The organism is Streptomyces melanosporofaciens (assembly GCF_900105695.1).
GTDB lineage: Bacteria > Actinomycetota > Actinomycetes > Streptomycetales > Streptomycetaceae > Streptomyces > Streptomyces antimycoticus.
In genome coordinates, this window is record NZ_FNST01000002.1 from 9,833,741 (window position 1) to 9,850,858 (window position 17,118).

The following is a 17,118-nucleotide window of genomic DNA, read 5'->3' on the forward strand; positions in this document are numbered from 1 at the left end:
ACGTGGTCCGACGCCCGGGTTCCGCCCGGATCACTTCCAGGGAAGGGTGAGCCAGGGGCTCTCCGGATCGGTGGTGAGGATGCGATGCGCGGTGAGCATGTCCTCGTACCACTCACCGAACTCCTCGTCGTCGAAGTGGAGACACCGCCCGAGGATGTACGCGGCGGAGAACTCCTCCCAGGAGCGGTAGTTGGCCTGCGCCGACCGTCCCGCGCGCAGCACCGCGCGCTCGGCCTCGTCGAGGGAGCAGAACCGTGCGGCGAGCCCCCAGCGGGCCATCCCCGAGGCCCGCCCGTAGTCCCACGCCTCCACCGTGCGGACGAACTTCCCCTCGGCGAGCAGGCCGTCCGCACGGAACCGGGCCTCATAGCGGGCGATCCGGCCGATGAGCCGCTGCACACCGGCCACCTGCGCCTCCACCTCCGCGCTGTCCCGGGGCTCCGCCTTGGTGACCCCGTCGGGGGTGATCCGGACCTCGCCGGGCTCGGCGGCGGTGCGCCGCAGTACCCGCTCGGCCACCGTCCGCCAGTGGTCCACCCCGACCGGGCCGGCGAAGTCCAGGGCCAGGGTGCGGCGCACCCCGAGCGCGAACTCCCAGACACCGCTGATCAGTTCGGCGCCCAGCAGCAGCTCCTGGATGCGCTGCCACTCCTCCCGGCCGGTGATGCCCCACCACTCCTTGAGCCGGGTCCGCTCACGGGTGTATCCGCCGCCGTGGTAGGCCATGGCGTTCCACAGCTCGCCGTTCTTGACGAACAGCAACGCCCCGCAGGCCAGTCCATGGGCCACCGGGCCCTGTGTCGGCCCGCCCACCCACAGCCCGCGCAGCTCCATGGGCGCGTGTGCGCGGCCCTCACCGTCGGCGGCGTGCTCGGCGTGGCCGCTCCACAGCGCGCGGTGCGCCGGGGAGGTCGGGAAGAACGTCTCACACGGACTGCCGGGGTTGACCACGATCCACGGCGGGTCGCCGGGCTCCCACTCCGTGGCGAACCACCCCAAGGAGTAGGAGAGATAGACGGTCTCCGGATGGGGCGCGGGGAGCATGCCCTCGGTGAAGAGGGGCAGGCAGTTGGCCTGCACCTGGGGATACCAGTACGGGGTGAACAGCACCGTCCCGGGGCGCGCCCGGAGACGGGAGTACGCATCGGCGACGAAGAGTTCGGTACGCGCCAGCACATCGAAGTACGCCGACCAGTCGCCGCGGGCCTTCGCCTCGTACAGCTCCCGCTCGATCGCGCTGGGCGCCTGCCACGCGGTCTGTGTGCTGCCCTGGCCGCCGTGCTCCGGCACGGCGGCCTCCCCGTTTCCCATGGCCGACCACTCTATCCAGCGGTCCGCCGTGGCCGAGGGGTCAGCCCAGGGCCCGGTCCAGGTTGAACGCGGCGCTGATGAGCGCGAGATGGGTGAACGCCTGCGGGAAGTTGCCGATCTGCTCACCGGTGCGGCCGATCTCCTCCGCGTACAGCCCGACATGGTTGGCGTAGGTGAGCATCTTCTCGAAGGCCAGCCGCGCATCGTCCACCCGTCCGGCCCGGGACAGCGCCTCGACGTACCAGAACGAGCAGATCGAGAAGGTGCCCTCCTCACCGCGCAGCCCGTCCGGGCTGGCCGTGGGGTCGTAGCGGTAGACCAGCGAATCGGACACCAGCTCCTCGCCCAGCGCGTCCAGCGTGGACAGCCACTTGGGGTCGGTGGGGGAGATGAACTTGGACAGCGGCATCATCAGCACCGAGGCGTCGAGCACCTCCTCGCCCTCGCGCTGCACGAAGGCGCGCCGCCGCGGCGACCAGCCGCAGCGCATGATCCGGCGGTAGATGTCATCGCGCGCCTTCGACCAGCGGGCCATGTCCGCGGGCAGGCCGCGGTGGCGGGCGATGCGCATCCCCCGCTCGATCGCGACCCAGCACATCAGCTGCGAGTACAGGAAATGCTGCGGGCCGGAGCGGGTCTCCCAGACGCTCATATCGGGCCGGTCCCAGTTGTCGCAGACCCAGCCGACCGCGTCGCTGACGGTGTCCCAGTGATCGCTGGCCAGCGGCTGCCCCCATTTGTCGTAGAGATAGAGGGAGTCCACCAGCGCTCCGTAGATGTCCAGCTGGAGCTGGTGGACCGCCGCGTTGCCGACCCGGACCGGGGAGGAGCCCTGATGGCCCTCCAGATGGGGGAGCATCTGCTCGGGGATCTCGCTGCGGCCGTCAATGCCGTACATGATCTGCATCGGGCCGCCGGGGCCGTCATCGAAGCTGATGTCCTCGGACAGGAACCGCACGAACGCCTCGGCCTCCTGAGTGAAACCCAGCCTCAGCAGCGCGTAGATGCAGAACGCGGCATCGCGGACCCACACATAGCGGTAGTCCCAATTGCGCTCGCCGCCGATCTGCTCGGGCAGGCTGGTCGTCGGGGCCGCCACGATGGCGCCGGTCGGCGCGTAGGTGAGCAGCTTGAGGGTGAGTGCCGAGCGGTGCACCATCTCCCGCCACCGCCCGCGGTAGCGGGACTGCGAGAGCCAGCGGCGCCAGTAGCGCACGGTGGCGTCGAACAGTTCCTCCGCCTCCGCCTGCGGGCAGTGCCGCGGCTGCACCGTGCCGCCGATCCGGTCGAGCGCGAAGACCGCGGCCTCGCCCTCGACCAGCTTGAACGTGGAGACCACATCGGCCCCGTCGGTCTCCACGGTGACGCTGGACGTCAGCGCCAGCGACAGCTCCGGGGACTCGAAGATCGTGAGCCCCTCCTCGGCGCGCACCGTATGCGACTGCCGGGCGTAGTCGAAACGGGGCGCCACCCGTGCGGTGAAGGGCAGCGATCCGCGCACGCACAGCACCCGGCGGATCAGCCGGTGCCGGTCCGCCTCGCGCGAGTCGTCCACGATCGGCATGAAGTCCTGGACCTCGGCGACCCCGTCGTCCGCGAAGAAGCGGGTGATGAGGATGTTGGTGTCGGGGAAGTAGAACTGCTTCGTCCGGGCGGGCACCTCCGGTGTGAGCCGGAACGCACCACCGCGGTCGGCGTCCAGGATCGACGCGAACACACTGGGCGCGTCGAACCGGACCGGGCAGTACCAGTCGATGGTGCCGCTGGTATCGACGAGCGCGGCGGTGCGCAGATCGCCGATCAGACCGTGTTCGGCGATCGGCACATAGCGGGACACGTCCGTCGGGCGGCGGATGCTGTCGGCGACGGTCATCGGAACCTCCCGCGCTGAGGGAGGGGCTTGAAACCCTGGGTAACGCGGACTCTCGGTTCAGCATACGACCGACGGGCCGGTCCGGCGCAGCGCCGACCCTTTGCGTAGCCGGCCGTCACGGTCTGTGCGCAGGGGTGCTCGCGGGCGCCCCGGGCCGGCGCGAACGGGGACGGGACCGCCCTCGCACGCCGGCCCGGTGACCATCCGCCCCGCCTGTGGAGGCACGGTGCTCCGGGCCCGGACGTCACCGATGGGTGGCACCGGGCGCCGCCAGCCAGGACGCGACCGCCGCCGCGATGGGCTGACCGGTCTCCAGCTCGACAAAGCCGAATTGGCCGCCCTGGTTGCACTCCAGGAACCACCAAAGACCTTCGGCGTCCTCGGCGAAGTCGAAGGCCCCGTAGGCGAGACCGGTGAGAGCCATGTACTCATGAACGGCGCGCAAGATTCTGGCGGGCACATCCACGGCTTCCCAGTGGTGTCCATGACATCCATAGCGCCCGTCCACCTGCCCCGAGGCGGCGGTCTTCCGTGCGGCGAATAACTCGCTGCCGACGCAGAACAGCCGGATGTCGGCCGCTTTGGGAATGTACCGCTGAAGAAGGGTCGCCCCGGCCGCGACATCGGAGAAATCCGTGTCCGGTCCGATACGGGTAGTAGGCAGTGCGACCGGCGGATCGACGGTCGGCGGACCGGACGCGGATTTCACCACGATGTCCGTGCACTGGACGGCGAAATCACGCGCCGCGCGCGGATAGGTGGTGACCAGAGTCGAGGGCACGGCGAAACCGCTGTGCTGGGCGACCCGCAACTGGAACGGTTTGTGCCGGGCCGGTTCGGCGGCCGCCGGATGGTTCATCCAGCGGGCCGTTGTCGCGTAGAGCATCCCGTAGAGCGCCTGTCCGCACTCGGCCGTCAGCCACTCCGATGGATTCGCCGCGTGGGCCGCGGGCCGCCCCGGCCTGCGCACCCAGATGGACCGCACACCGTGGATGCTGACGAGGCGTCCCTCGGTCGACAGATATCCCGTGAAGTCACCGCGATCGAATTCGACCGACAGCCCGGCCTGATCCGGAAGGTCGGCCGGATCGAAACGCACCAGAGGGACGCCTTGTTCGCGCAGCTCTGCCACCACCAAGTCGGCCGTGACATCCTGGCGACAGGTCAGGATGAGTACCGTCATCGACGTATGCGCAGGTCAGTCGTCGAAGTGCGTCTTCGAACCAGCTGTGGACGTGGTCGTGCCGGTGGCCAACAGCACCGCCCGGTCGGCGATGGCCGGGCGGCCGTCGGAGAGGACATTCAACTGCAGGGCGGCGTTATAGGCGTAGGGAACACTGCCCGACGACCGCTCGGCAGGGATTGCGTGCTTCAGTACGAAGGGCTGCATGAGTGACCTCTTGGTGCTCCATGTATTCGTCTATCCACCACGCAACAGTACGTACTAAAAGTCTACGGCACTCCCAAGCAACGATTTTGTCCTCTGTGCTGCGATATGAAGTGTGTCACAGGATCCCAGTGGAACCTCAAGGCCCGATTGAACGTCAACATATGCCTGAGGTATTGCGTCACCGAATAGTCGGCCTCCGCGGCGGGAGCACCGGCTGAGGAACGGCGGGTCAGGACGTCCGCGCGCCCTCGCGGTGGGTGACGCGGATCTTCGACTGGCCGTGCGGCAGCTCCTCCCAGTCCGCCATGAACCGGGCCGCCAGACCGTGTTTCTCCGCCAGCGCGATGAGCGTCTCGGTGCGGTAGTAGAAGTCCTCCCGCAGCACCTGGTGTTCGACGCCCTCGGTGCGGTCGAAGGTGAAGTCGAACCAGCCGCCGGGTGCCAGGACGCGGCCGACATGGGCCAGGCACTCCTCGATGACGGGCAGTGGCGAGTGCGAGAAGACACTGTGCGCGTGCACCACGTCGAAGTGGGCGTCGGGCAGAAAACGCAGCGTCAGATCGCGCACCGGGGTGAGGGTGGGACGGCGGTCCTGCAGCCCCTCGCGCACCAGCGTGTCCTGCGCGGCGGCGAGGATCTCGGGCGAGATGTCGACGCCGTAGTAGTGGCCCGGCTCCAGATGGCTGATGAACCGCCAGCCTGCCCGCAGATTGCCGCAGCCGATCTCCAGCATCCGGTGTTCCGGCCGCAGACCGTGGTCGAGCAGATAGTCGAACTGCATCGCGCCCAGCGCCAGCCACCGCTCATGGCTGCGGCTGCCGACCGCCGCTTCCGGGCTGGTGCGGGTGTCGGACCGCATCACCGCGCGGTAGTACGCGACGTGGTCCGGGTAGCGGTAGCGCAGCCAGGCGTCCCGGGTGGCGCGGACCAGATGGCGCGGTACCCGCTGCGGGTGGCGCAGCGCGTAGGAGACCCGGTGGCCGAGGGCGGAGCGGTTGACGCTGAGTTTCTTGGCGGGCATGTGGGCTCTCTCGTGATCGTCGTACGGACGCGGCGCACCATGCGTTCCCGCGTCGCTGTTGTCGGTACCAGCCTCGGCGCCGTGGCGCCGGCGCGGATCAGCGGAGCGGTCCTGGTCCGGAGGCGGTCCGGGTGATCGCCATGTCAACCGATCGGATGATGCGGCGTCCGGTGCGGCGGGTTAGGACTGGCTGAGGGAGTGAACCCAGAAGAGCCGGAGAGGTCCGGAGTGAAACCGGGAGAGCAGGGAGGGGCCGGGGTGTGGTCGGCGGTCGGAGCGGTCGGGCGGTCAGGGCGGGCGCGGTGGTCGGGCATGTGGTCGGCATGGTCCGGGCGGTCCGGGACCGACGGGGTGGACGATCCGGATGAGCGGTGGCTGACGGCGGTCCTGCACATCGCGTTCTTCCTGCTGCTGGGCGCCTCGCTGGTCCGCTATCTGATCCGGGACACCGGCACCTCGCCGAACGGCTGGGTCGTCGCCCTCTTCGTGGCCTTCGGCGCGCTCTATCTGCCCGGCCGGTGGCCGGCGCCCGCGCCGAGCCCCGGCGGCCGGCCCTCCGGCCGCTATCTGGTCTGGCTGACAGCGGTACTGGCCGCCTGGGTCGCGCTGCTGGTCCTCGCGCCGAGCGCCGCATGGTGCGCCATGCCGCTGTTCTTCACCGGTCTGCACACGCTGCCCACCCGGTTCGCGGTGCCCTTGGCCGCCGTGCTCACCGCGCTCGTCGTCGCCTCGAAACTGCGGTTCATGCACGACGGCTTCGACCCCAACGCGCTGATCGCGCCGCCCGCCATCGCCGCCGTGGCCGCCGCCGTCCTCATCCATCTGCGACGCCAGTCGGCGCGGCAGCGGGTGCTGATCGACGATCTGGTCCGCACCCGCCGCGATCTGGCCGCGACCGAGCGGCGGGCGGGAATCCTGGCCGAGCGCCAGCGGCTGTCCTCGGAGATCCATGACACCCTCGCCCAGGGCCTGTCCAGCCAGCGGATGCTGCTGCAGGCCGCCGACCGCACCTGGGAGACGGACCCGGAGGCGGCCAGAGGCCATATGCGCGAGGCGGCGGAGATCGCCTCCCGCAGCCTCGCCGAGGCCCGCCGGTTCGTCCAGGACCTGGCCCCGGCCGACCTCGCCGAGCGCTCCCTGGCCCAGGCGCTCGGCGCGCTCGCCGCACGGGAGAGCGGCGCGGGGCAGACGGTGGACTTCCACCTCGACGGACCCCTCGGACCGTTGCCCGAGCGAGTGGAGGCGGCGCTGCTGCGCATCGCCCAGGGCGCGCTGGCCAATGTGCGGGAGCACGCCGGGGCGAACCGGGCCGCGCTCACCCTGACCTGCATGGGCGACCAGATCTGTCTGGACATCGCCGATGACGGCCGAGGCTTCGACACCGACGCCGTCCCCACTTCCGAAGCGGACCGGTCGCGCGGGCACGGGCTGCCGGCCATGCGGGTCCGGGTACGGCAGCTGGGCGGCACGCTCACCGTCGAATCCGCACCGGGCGAGGGGACGGTCGTCTCGGCCGCGATCCCCGTCGAGCCCCTTCCCGCCCTCGTCCCCGACCGTCCCGTGGAGGCCACGGCATGAGTGCCATCCCGTCCCCGTCGTCAGGCCCTGCCCCGAGCGCGGATGCGGCCGCGAGCCCGCTCCCGCCCGTCTCCGCCATCAGGCTGCTGCTCTGCGACGACCATGCCGTGGTGCGGGCCGGGCTGCGGGCGCTGCTGGCCAGCACCGACGGCATCGAGGTGGTCGGCGAGGCGGGCAGCGGCGAGGAGGCCCTCGCCATGGCCGACCGGCTCCGACCCGATGTGGTGCTGATGGATCTGCAGCTCGGGGAGGGCATGGACGGGGTGACCGCCACCCGGCGGCTGGTCTCCGGCGACCCGCCCGCGCCCCGTGTCCTGGTGCTCACCATGTTCGACACCGACGCCGACATCACCCGTGCCATCGAGGCCGGGGCCACCGGCTATCTGCTCAAGGCCGAGCGGCCGGAGGAGCTGTTCGCGGCGATCCGGAACGCCGCCTCCGGCCGTACCGCGCTCTCCGCCCCGGTCGCCGACCGGGTGCTGGCCCGGATGCGCAGCCCGCGCCCCGCGCTGTCCGAGCGGGAGCGTGACATCCTCCGGCACCTGGCCCGCGGCGTGGGCAACCGGGAGATCGCCCGGACCCTGTTCATCAGCGAGGCCACGGTCAAGACCCATCTGGGACGGATCTACGGGAAATTGGGGGTCGAGACCCGGGCCGGGGCGGTGGCGGTGGCCACCGAGCGGCGGCTGCTGCCCTGACGGCGTCAGATCGCCGAACGGTCCGGCAGCGTCAGCCGGTCCTGGTCGGGCAGGACGAGCGTACGCGTGGGCAGCGGGATCTCGATGCCCTCGGCGCGGAACCGGCGGTGCAGCTCCTTCATGAACTCATGCTTGATGAGGTACTGGTCGCTGAACTCCAGGGCCCGCAGAAACACCGAGAAGTCGATGCCGGACTCTCCGAAGGTGTGGAAGCGCACGCTCGTCTCGTGGTCGACGACCCCGCCCTCGACGCCGGACATCACCTTCCCGGCGACCTCGATGGTCACCCGCTCGACATGGTCCAGATCGCTTCCGTAGCCGACCCTCGCCTGGACCATGACCGACATCTGCTGCTCGGGCTGGTGAAAGTTGGTCATGATGGTGTTGCCCAGCTTGGCGTTCGGGATGATGACGAGGTTGTCCGACAGTTGCCGCACCGCCGTGTTGCGCCAGTTGATGTCGACCACATAGCCCTCCTCCCCGCTGCTGAGCCGGATGTAGTGGCCGGGCTGCACCGTCTTGGAGGCCAGGATGTGCACCCCCGCGAAGAGATTGGCCAGGGTGTCCTGGAGGGCCAGGGCGACCGCCAGACCGCCCACGCCCAGGGCGGTGAGCAGCGGGGCGATCGAGACGCCCAGCGTCTCCAGCAGGATCAGCACGCCCATCGCCAGCACCGCGATCCGCGTGATGTTGACGAAGATGGTGGCCGTTCCCGCCACCCCGGAGCGGGACAGCGCGAGCGAGCGCACCATACCGGCCACCACCCGCGCCGCGGTGACCGTGCTGACCAGGATCAGCACGGCCTTCAGCGTCTGATTGACGTCATGGCCGACCGTGGAGGTCAGCGGCAGCGCGGCGGCCGCGGCGGCGACACCGGCGGCCATCGACGCCCACGGCGCCAGTGTGCGCAGGGTGTCGACGATGATGTCGTCGCCGCTCCACCGGGTGGAGCGGGCCCGCTCACCCAGCCAGCGCAGCGCCACACGCAACAGCACACCACCGGCCGCGCCGCAGACCAGCGCAGCCCCGACGATGATGACATCGTGCAACGTCAGGGCCCGGTTCATCGGCCACCGTCCGCTATGCCGGAAAGCGCGTCAGAACCGGCCGTGCGGCCCGCGGTCGTCGGTGCGGCCCCCGGTCTGGAGTTCTGTGGGATCACGTTGTCACCTGCTCGTGCCTGGGTTGTACGGGCTGCGCCGGGCGTACAGGTGTACGGCTCCGGCATGAGGTGCCATCCTGCCGCATGCGATCAGGGCCGAATGACGGGATGCCCCGCTACCGCACGTAACCCGCCAGGAAGGCGGCGGCGCGCCACCGCGTTTGACGGACAGGTGATGTGTGGTGGAATCGGGTCGTATGGACAGCCGCAAGGACGTGGACAGGGGATGGCCGTTCCTCGCGGCCGCCTACGCCTTCGTGGTCACGATGTGCGGTACGACGCTGCCCACCCCGCTCTACTCGCTCTATCAGCGGGAGTTCGGCTTCTCCTCGTTCATGGTCACGGTGATCTTCGCGGTGTACGCGGCGGGGGTCATCGTCGCGCTGCTGCTGCTCGGACGCATGTCCGACTTCATCGGGCGACGGCCCGTCCTGCTGGCCGCGCTGGCGCTGTCGGGCCTGAGCGCGGTGTGCTTCCTCCTCGCCGGCGGACTGCCGGAGCTGTTCACGGGCCGCACCCTGTCGGGGCTGTCCGCCGGTCTGGCCACCGGCACCGCCACCGTGATGGTGATCGAGCTGGCCCCCGAGCGCCGGCGCCGCGCCGCCACCCTCCTCGCGACCGGGGCCAACCTGGGCGGTCTCGGTGTCGGCCCGTTGCTGGCGGGTGTGCTGGCGCAGTACGCCCCGGCGCCGCTGAAGGTGGTGTTCGTGGTGGACCTGGTGCTGGTGGCGGTGGCCGCCGCCGTGGTGCTCGCTCTCCCGGAGACCGTACGGACCCGGGGTCGCCCGCCGCTGAGGCCGCAGCGGCTGCGGGTGCCCAAGGAGATGCGCGCGACGTTCGCGGCCGCGGCCATGGCGGGATTCGCGGGCTTCGCCACGCTGGGCCTGTTCACCTCCGTGTCGCCCACGTTCCTGAGCGAGGTGGAGGGGGAGAGCAATCTCGCGGTGGCCGGTGCCGTGGTGTTCTCCGTGTTCGCCGCCTCGGTCGCCGGGCAGGCGCTGGGTCGCCGGCTGGGCCCGGGGCGGTCGCTGCCCGGAGGGTGCGCGGTACTGGTGGCCGGTATGGCGGCCATCGCGGTCTCGCTGGCGATCGCGTCGCTGGCGCTGCTGGTACTGGGCGCCGTGATCGCGGGGACGGGTCAGGGGCTGTCGTTCCTGGCCGCCGTACGGGTGGTGACGGAGCGCAGCCCGGCCGACCGGCGCGCCGAGGTCACCTCCGCCCTGTTCGTGCTGATGTATCTGGCGATCTCGATTCCGGTGATCGGCGTGGGGGCGCTGTCGCTCGCGGTCGGGCTGCGCTCCGCCGGGCTCATCTTCACGGGCTGTGTGGCCCTGCTGGCCGCGGCGGCCCTGCTGCGGCTGCGGGGGATCTCCGCCGCGGCATCCAGCCGCTGAGCAGGCTCTGCGAACGTGGCGGGACGCCGCACAGCGTGGCGCGAACCGCTCGATCCGCCCCCGGCGGGAGCGGATCGACGGCATCACGGCACCGGCGCGGCCGCCCCGCGTCACAGCTCCAGGACGGTCCGCACCGGCAGATGGTCGCTGGGGTACTGGCCGTCCCCGGAGTAGGTGTCGATGACGGCCTGGTGGGTGCGCACACCGGGTGAGGTCAGGATCCAGTCGATCCGGTCGCCGTCCGGGACCAGCGGGCCAAAGCCGTGGAACGTCCCGTACAGCGGGCCGCGCCGCTCGGCGGTGTCCCACGAGTCCACCAGCGTGCCGCCGTTCAGCATGGCGTCGTAGACCGGGTTGCCATGGGCCGCCACATTGAAGTCGCCGGTGACGATGCGGGGGAGCGCGGAGTCCAGCCCGCCGAGCCGCTCGGTGATCAGAGCGGCGGCGCGCTCACGGGCGTTCTGGCTGCGGTGGTCCAGATGGGTGTTGAGGGCGTAGAACTCCCTGCCGGTCCGCCGGTCGTGGAAGCGCACCCAGGTGACCATCCGGACCACGGCCCCGCCCCAGGTGTTGGAGCCGATCACATTCGGGGTGTCGGAGAGCCAGAAGTGGTCGTACTCCACGGGCTCGAGCCGTCCGGTGTCGTAGAAGACGGCCATGAACTCGTCGCGGCTGCCCCCCATCCGCCCGGTGCCGATCCACGCGTAGCGCTGTCCGAGGTCGTGGGCGATATCGCGGAGCTGGCCGTACAGCCCCTCCTGAGTGCCCAGCAGATGGGGCCGGGCCCGGCGCAGCAGCTCCCGCATGACGGGGCGGCGCCGGCCCCAGGAGTTGGGCTCGCTGTCGGCGGCGTAGCGCAGATTGAAGGTCATGGCGGCCAGCCGCGGACCGTCGGCGGGGGCGACCGGGGCGGCGGCGACCGCCGTGGCCACGTACTGCGGCTGGGAGGCGAGCGGAAGCGCGGCGGCCGCCGCGACCGCGACGCGCATACCGTGACGGCGGCTGAACACAGGTGCGGGCATGGCTCCTCCAAGGTCTTGAAGGTGCGGTGACGGACCCAGTGTCGGACCCCGCGGTGTGGGGGGTGTGTCCTGTGGTGGCCGTCCGGTGGAACGTACGGTCACGCAGAGCCGACCTCAAGAGCGCGGGCGGATCCCATCCGTGGCGGCGGACCCCATCCGTGACGGAAGTGGCCGGGGATGCGTGGTGGCGGCGATGGGTAGACAACGGCGGTAGCCGTCGAGACGGAAGGGGCACCTGGGGTGACGTTACGGCCGCTGACCTTCGTCGTGGGGACCGGACGCTGCGGTTCGACCGCTCTGTCGCGTGTTCTGCGGCTGCACCCGGATCTGCTCAGCGTGAGCGAGCTGATCGCCGCACTGGAGCCGGACGCGCTTGTCGAGGCGCCGCTGACCGGGGCGGAGTTCTGGCGGATTCTCGCCACTCCGCGGTCGTTCGCCAATCGCGTCATCCGCGATGGCATCCCGTTGCCGGAGTACCGGTATCCGCATGTCAAGGGCGGTTCTCGGTGGCGGGTGGTGGCATTCCGGCCCTGTGCATGATGACGCTGCCTCATCTCACCGACGACCCCGACGCGCTGTTCGACGCGCTGGAGCCGGAGCTGTGCCGGCGGCCCGCCGCGCCGGTGGCCGATCACTACCGGGCGCTGTTCGGCCTGCTGGGGGCGCGGTTCGGCGGGCGGGCCGTGGTGGAGCGCTCCGGCTACTCGCTGCGGTCGGTGCCCCGGCTGCGGGAGGTCTTTCCCGAGGCCCGGTTCGTCCACCTGTACCGGGACGGCGCCGACTGCGCGCTCTCCATGAGCCGCCACCCCGGATTCCGGCTGATCCAGCTGATGGCGGAGCGCGCCGAGACCACCGAGAGCCTTCCGGCCGGTCTGGAGGCGCTGCTCAGCGACGACGACGCCGATCTGCGTCCGCTGTACGAACGGTCCGTACCCGTCGCCGAGTTCGGCCGATTGTGGTCGCACACGATCGTGGAGGGGCTGGCGCATCTGTCCCGGCTCCCCGCCGCGATCCGGATGTCCCTGTCGTACGAGAGCCTGCTCGACGCGCCCGAGCGCGAGCTCACCCGGCTGGCCCACCACCTCGGCGTGGAACCCCTTCCGGAGTGGCTGGCGGCCGGAAGCGCCCTGCTCGACGGCGACCGCCGGGGCACGGCCGCCGCGGCCCTGCCGCCCGCCGAACTGGCCGCCCTCCGCGAGAGCTGCGCCCCCGGCGCCCGGGCCCTGAGCCTGGCCGGCGCCGGATGAGGTAGCTGCTCCGGCGTGCGGATGAGGTAGCTCCGGGGCACGGGTGGGCCAGCTCCGGCGTGCGGATGAGATGGCTCCGGCGTGCGGATGGGCCAGCTCGGGCGCACGGATGGGCCGGCTCCGGGATAGCTCCGGCGTCAGGCCGTCGCCGCTTCGGCGACCTCCCCCGACTGCTCGACGGCCACCGCCCGCAGCGCCTCCAACAGGGCGGCCACCGCCGGCACCCGCGCCGCCTCCGGCCGCAGCAGCGCGCAGACATGGCGCCTCGGCCAGTCGTCCAGCGGGCGCGGCTCGACCCGCGGATCCGGCCGGGGGAGCAGACCGAGGCCGTCCATCAGGGCGATGCCCACCCCGTCGCCCACCAGGCCGAGGGTCGTCGCCTGGTCATCGGTCGTGGTCACCACCCGGGGCTCGAACCCCGCCTCCGCGCACCGCCGCAGCAGCCGCTCGCGGTCCCGCTCCAGGATCCACCGCTCCCGCGACAGATCGGCGAGGCGGACGCTGCGCCGCCCCGCGAGCTCATGGCCCCGCGGCAGCAGCACATGGCGGCGGTCGACCAGCAGCGGGACCCGGCGCAGCAGGGTGTTCGCGGTCCCGGAGGCGTCTCCCGTCTCATCGTCGGCGACGATCGCCAGATCGGTCTCGCCCGAGTCCAGCAGCCGGTGCGCGTCATGGGAGTCGGTCTGGCCCAGCTCCACCTCCACCTCGATACGTGAGGCGCCCAGTCTGGCCAGCGCCGCGGGCAGCACGGCGACACAGACGCTCTGCACCGAGGACATCCGCACCCGGCCACGGGTGCGCGCGGCGAGCGCCTCGAACTCGTTCTCCACATCCCGCAGCCCGGCCAGCACGTCCTGGGCGCGCTCGGCGAGTCTGTGGCCCGCGGGCGTGAGCCGTACCCCCCGTCCCGCCTTGACCGTGAGCGGCACTCCCACGGCACGTTCCAGCGCGCGCATGTGATAGCTGATGGCAGGTTGGGTGTAACCGAGGCGGTCCGCCGCGGCGCTGTACGAGCCGGCGCGACAGACCTCTGCGAGTACGGTGAGCTGGCGAAGATCGATCACTACAGGACGATAAAAATCGTTTATCAATTCCCGTAAGACTCTAATTGGACGCGTGATCGAGAGACCGTCAAAATCATGGTGACGGATTTCGCCCGCACCCGCTCATTGAACTGACCGATCGGACATAGCCCCACCCGCACTGGCTGCCCGTACGGTCACAGCCCGCCCACGACGGTTTCCTCCCCATCGATCCGGCCGGACCGGCAAGGGGACCCGGGCGCGGTGACTTTCCTCCCTCCGCCCGAATCCCCCGCTGGAATGGATGGATGGTGCCCGATGCATGATGGCTGGAATCGCATGACTCCGGTGGTCGCGGAGAACAATCCCTTCCACCAGATGTCGCTCAACGAAACCGTTCACCCCCCGCTCCCCGAAGTGGTGGACGCCGTCCTGCGCACCGCGCGGACCGCCCACCGTACCCTGGATGCCCTCGGCGCCGGGCTCTGTCAGGCTCTCGCCGCACATCTGGGAGTGCGCCCGGAACAGGTGCTGGCCGGACCGGGTTCCGGCGCGCTGCTCCAGCAGTTGTTCTCCACCCTCACCGGACCGGATACGCACACGGTGCACGCCTGGCCCTCGTGGGAGGCGTACCCCATGATGGCGGCCAACGCCGGATCCACCACCGTCCGGGTGCCGCTCACCGGATACGACCACGATCTGAAGGCGATGGCCGACGCCGTCACCGACCGCACCCGCATGGTCCTGCTGTGCACCCCCAACAACCCCACCGGCACCGCGCTGGACCAGGAGCGGATCCTTCGCTTCCTCGACCGGCTCCCCGCGCAGGTCACCGTCGTCATCGACGAGGCCTACCGGGACTTCGCCGACCCCGGCGCCGTCGCCGACGGCATCGCCCTGCACCGCGCCGATGAACGGGTCTGTGTGGTGCGGACGTTCTCCAAGTCGTACGGGCTGCTCAGCCTGCGGGTCGGCTATCTCGTGGCGCATGAGCCCGTGCTCGCCCCGCTCCGCTCGGTGCTGCCCTTCTATCGGGTGAGCGCCGTGGCGCAGGAGGCCGCCATCGCCGCGCTCGGCGCCCAGGAGCAGGTGCTGCGGCAGTGCGCCGAGACCGCCGAGGAGCGCGACCGGCTCCACCGGACCCTGCTCGACCAGGGCTGGGAGGCGCCCGCGAGCCAGGGCAACTTCCTGTGGCTGCCCATGACCTCCGGGGTGGAGCGCTTCACCCAGTTCTGCGCGGACCACGGCGTGGTGGTCTGCGGCAAACCGGGCGAAGGGGTACGGGTGACCGTCGCCGAGCCCGCCGCCAACCAGGCGTTCGCGGAGCTCGCCGGGAAGTACCGGGAGGCGGCCGTATGACCCCGCCCGACGTCGCGGTCACCGATGTGGCCGACCCGTTGGCGGAGGCCGCGCCGACCATGGAGCTCCTGCTGCGCGAGCTCGACCGGCGCTGGCCGCCGGAGGCCGAACGCCTCCACCGGATCTCCCGGTACGCCCTGCTCCCGGCCGGGAAGCTGCTGCGCCCGCTGCTGCTCATGGAGTCGGCCGAGGCGGTGGGCGGCGGCGGACCCGCCGTCGTCCCGGCCGCGCTGAGCGTGGAGTACCTCCATGTGGGATCCCTCGTCCACGACGATGTCATCGACGGCGACGCGATGCGGCGCGGCCGTCCGTCCGTCGTGGCGCGCTACGGCACCGCTGACGCCATCGTCACCGGGGACGCCCTGATGCTGGGCATGTTCGGCGTGCTCACCGACGGCGCCGAAGAGGCCGGCGGACTGCCGCCGGGCCGGGTTCTCGGCGCCGTGCGGGTCTTCGCCCGGGCGGGCGTCGACCTGTGCCGAGGCCAGGCGATGGAGGGCGAACTCCGCGGCGACCTCGGCTGCGGACTCGACCGGTATCTCACCATGAGCTCCCTGAAGACCGGGGCACTGTTCAGGGCCGCCTGCCGGGGCGGGGCGATCCTGGGTGGCGGAACCCCCGCCCAGCAGCGCGCGCTCACCGCGTACGCCGAACATCTGGGGCTGGCCTTCCAGATGTACGACGACCTGCTGCCGTACACCAGCGACCCCCGCACCACCGGCAAGTCCGCCCTCAGCGACATCGCGGCCGCCCGGCCCACCTTCCCCGTCCTGCTCTGCTACGCCATGGCCGGCGCCCGGGGCCGCGCCCGGCTGGAGGCGGCGCTCGGCGGCGCCCTGCCCGCCGCCGACGCGCTGCGGACCGTGCACGAACTGCTGGAGACGACCGGCGCGCTCGACGCCGCACGGGACCAGGCCACCGCCCAGGCGGACCGGGCCACTTCCTGTCTGGCGGAGCTGCCCCGCTCCCGGGCCACCGCCGTGCTCGCGGCGGTGGCCGATCTGTCGGTCAGCCGGGACCGGTGACGCCGTGGCGGCCCCGCGCACGGCACTCCTGGCCCATCTGCAGACCTGGCGCCCGTACACCCTGTGGTATCCGGGGCTGGTCGGCCTCGCCGGAGCCACGCTCGCCGGATCACACCCCACCACGGGGCAGTTGCTGGTGGCCTGGGCCGCGCCGACCCTCGGCTGGCTCGCCGGCCACTATCTGGGCGACTACTACGACCGTGACCTCGACGCGCTCAGCAAACCCCAACGCCCCATACCCTCCGGCAGGTTGAGCCCACGAGCCGCCGTGGCCACGGGCATCGGCTGCGCCTTAGCCGTGGCCGCGCTGGCCCTGTGGGCCAACTGGCGCGCCGTGGCCGTGGCCGCCGCCGCGATGGCGGGCATCGTGGCCTACAGCCGGGTGCTCAAGGGGCGTGGCCTGTCGGGGAACCTCATACGGGGCGTGCTGACCGCGCTCACCGTGCTCTTCGGCGCGATGGCCGTCCAGCCGTGGCCACCGTGGCGCGCGCTGCCGTTCGCCCTGGTCTTCCTGGCCCATGACACCGCGTCCAACCTCGTCGGCACCCTCCGCGACGTCGATGGCGACCGCGAGGGCGGCTATGCCACCGTGCCGGTGCGCCAGGGCGTCCGGCGCGCCACCCACACCGCGGCCGCGCTGTATCTGGCCGCCGTGGCGGTGGCCTGCGCCGCCACCGGGCTGGTGCCCAAGGACACGGCCGGCTATCTCGTGCTGCTGTCGGCAGCGGCGCTGTGTGGCGCGGGCGCCTTCGGGCTGCTGCTGCGGTCACCGGGTCACCTCGCCCCCACGCTGGCGCTGCGCGCCCACGCCGTCCTCGTCGCCGAACGCCTGGTGCTGGCCGCGGCCGTGGTGGCCGCGGGCGCCGGCGCGGCACCCGCCCTGGCGCTGCTGACGCCGCTCCTCACGGTCAGCGTCATCACCCAGAGCCGGATGCGGTCCCGGCATGAATTTCCCGCCCCCCTGGCCGACGGCGGGCCCACCCTCCCCGATCCACGCCCCTGAAACACCGCGCGCC

Annotated in this window: 16 protein-coding genes; 8 read left to right on the top strand and 8 right to left on the bottom strand. The window is 71.5% G+C overall.

What is annotated here, in order from left to right:
• Positions 1–30: 30 nt before the first annotated feature.
• The 5 genes from BLV72_RS44360 to BLV72_RS44380 all read right to left on the bottom strand — a co-directional run bounded on the left by BLV72_RS44360 (position 31) and on the right by BLV72_RS44380 (position 5,595).
• A complete protein-coding gene (locus BLV72_RS44360; RefSeq protein ID WP_093469581.1) occupies positions 31–1,311 on the bottom strand; it encodes a DUF1266 domain-containing protein in 1,281 nt (426 codons plus the stop codon).
• A gap of 40 nt (positions 1,312–1,351) precedes the next feature.
• Positions 1,352–3,184 (bottom strand): glycoside hydrolase family 15 protein, encoded by a 1,833-nt coding sequence (locus tag BLV72_RS44365; RefSeq protein WP_093469583.1) that lies wholly within the window; start codon positions 3,182–3,184, stop codon positions 1,352–1,354.
• Between the two features lie 244 nt (positions 3,185–3,428).
• Positions 3,429–4,367, bottom strand: a complete 939-nt coding sequence (tgmB, locus tag BLV72_RS44370; protein WP_093469584.1) for an ATP-grasp ribosomal peptide maturase — start codon at positions 4,365–4,367, stop codon at positions 3,429–3,431.
• A 15-nt stretch (positions 4,368–4,382) separates the two neighbouring features.
• Positions 4,383–4,574: a putative ATP-grasp-modified RiPP gene (gene tgmA / locus BLV72_RS44375; protein WP_093469586.1), complete on the bottom strand. Its 192-nt coding sequence runs from the start codon at positions 4,572–4,574 to the stop codon at positions 4,383–4,385.
• Between the two features lie 229 nt (positions 4,575–4,803).
• Entirely contained in the window at positions 4,804–5,595 is a 792-nt protein-coding gene (locus tag BLV72_RS44380; RefSeq protein ID WP_093469587.1) for a class I SAM-dependent methyltransferase, read from the bottom strand.
• 312 nt (positions 5,596–5,907) lie between these two features.
• On the opposite strand from BLV72_RS44380, the gene BLV72_RS44385 reads away from it, so the two are divergent.
• Both BLV72_RS44385 and BLV72_RS44390 read left to right on the top strand, forming a co-directional pair.
• Positions 5,908–7,173: a sensor histidine kinase gene (locus BLV72_RS44385; RefSeq protein ID WP_093469589.1), complete on the top strand. Its 1,266-nt coding sequence runs from the start codon at positions 5,908–5,910 to the stop codon at positions 7,171–7,173.
• The gene (locus tag BLV72_RS44390; protein WP_093469590.1) at positions 7,170–7,871 is read left to right on the top strand and encodes a response regulator; all 702 of its coding nucleotides are present in this window, start codon (positions 7,170–7,172) and stop codon (positions 7,869–7,871) included. Before BLV72_RS44385 ends, BLV72_RS44390 begins: the two co-directional genes overlap by 4 nt.
• A 5-nt stretch (positions 7,872–7,876) precedes the next feature.
• Here BLV72_RS44390 and BLV72_RS44395 read toward each other — a convergent pair whose 3' ends face one another.
• Positions 7,877–8,938, bottom strand: coding sequence for a mechanosensitive ion channel family protein (locus BLV72_RS44395; protein WP_093469592.1), 1,062 nt, complete (start codon positions 8,936–8,938; stop codon positions 7,877–7,879).
• 292 nt (positions 8,939–9,230) lie between these two features.
• Here BLV72_RS44395 and BLV72_RS44400 point away from each other — a divergent pair, with 292 nt between their 5' ends.
• Positions 9,231–10,427: an MFS transporter gene (locus BLV72_RS44400; RefSeq protein WP_093469593.1), complete on the top strand. Its 1,197-nt coding sequence runs from the start codon at positions 9,231–9,233 to the stop codon at positions 10,425–10,427.
• Between the two features lie 110 nt (positions 10,428–10,537).
• Here BLV72_RS44400 and BLV72_RS44405 read toward each other — a convergent pair whose 3' ends face one another.
• On the bottom strand, positions 10,538–11,449 hold the full coding sequence (locus BLV72_RS44405) for an endonuclease/exonuclease/phosphatase family protein (protein ID WP_093469595.1): 912 nt from the start codon (positions 11,447–11,449) through the stop codon (positions 10,538–10,540).
• Between the two features lie 240 nt (positions 11,450–11,689).
• Between BLV72_RS44405 and BLV72_RS50825 the strand changes: the two genes are divergently transcribed.
• Together BLV72_RS50825 and BLV72_RS44410 are read left to right on the top strand one after the other, a co-directional pair.
• Positions 11,690–11,989 carry a sulfotransferase gene (locus tag BLV72_RS50825; RefSeq protein WP_244321316.1) on the top strand — a complete coding sequence of 100 codons (300 nt, stop codon included), beginning with the start codon at positions 11,690–11,692 and terminating at the stop codon, positions 11,987–11,989.
• Entirely contained in the window at positions 11,989–12,696 is a 708-nt protein-coding gene (locus BLV72_RS44410) for a sulfotransferase family protein (protein ID WP_244321317.1), read from the top strand. Before BLV72_RS50825 ends, BLV72_RS44410 begins: the two co-directional genes overlap by 1 nt.
• Positions 12,697–12,833: 137 nt before the next feature.
• Here the strand turns inward: BLV72_RS44410 and BLV72_RS44415 are convergent, their stop codons facing one another.
• Entirely contained in the window at positions 12,834–13,760 is a 927-nt protein-coding gene (locus tag BLV72_RS44415; RefSeq protein ID WP_143059874.1) for a LysR family transcriptional regulator, read from the bottom strand.
• Between the two features lie 297 nt (positions 13,761–14,057).
• On the opposite strand from BLV72_RS44415, the gene BLV72_RS44420 reads away from it, so the two are divergent.
• Genes BLV72_RS44420 through BLV72_RS44430 form a run of 3 tightly spaced genes read left to right on the top strand, consistent with a single transcriptional unit; the run spans position 14,058 to position 17,105 of the window.
• Positions 14,058–15,077 carry an aminotransferase class I/II-fold pyridoxal phosphate-dependent enzyme gene (locus tag BLV72_RS44420; protein WP_244321318.1) on the top strand — a complete coding sequence of 340 codons (1,020 nt, stop codon included), beginning with the start codon at positions 14,058–14,060 and terminating at the stop codon, positions 15,075–15,077.
• The gene (locus BLV72_RS44425) at positions 15,074–16,102 is read left to right on the top strand and encodes a polyprenyl synthetase family protein (protein WP_093469599.1); all 1,029 of its coding nucleotides are present in this window, start codon (positions 15,074–15,076) and stop codon (positions 16,100–16,102) included. The genes BLV72_RS44420 and BLV72_RS44425 overlap by 4 nt, the downstream gene beginning before the upstream one ends.
• 4 nt (positions 16,103–16,106) lie before the next feature.
• Positions 16,107–17,105, top strand: a complete 999-nt coding sequence (locus BLV72_RS44430) for a UbiA family prenyltransferase (RefSeq protein ID WP_208905939.1) — start codon at positions 16,107–16,109, stop codon at positions 17,103–17,105.
• Positions 17,106–17,118: the final 13 nt, after the last annotated feature.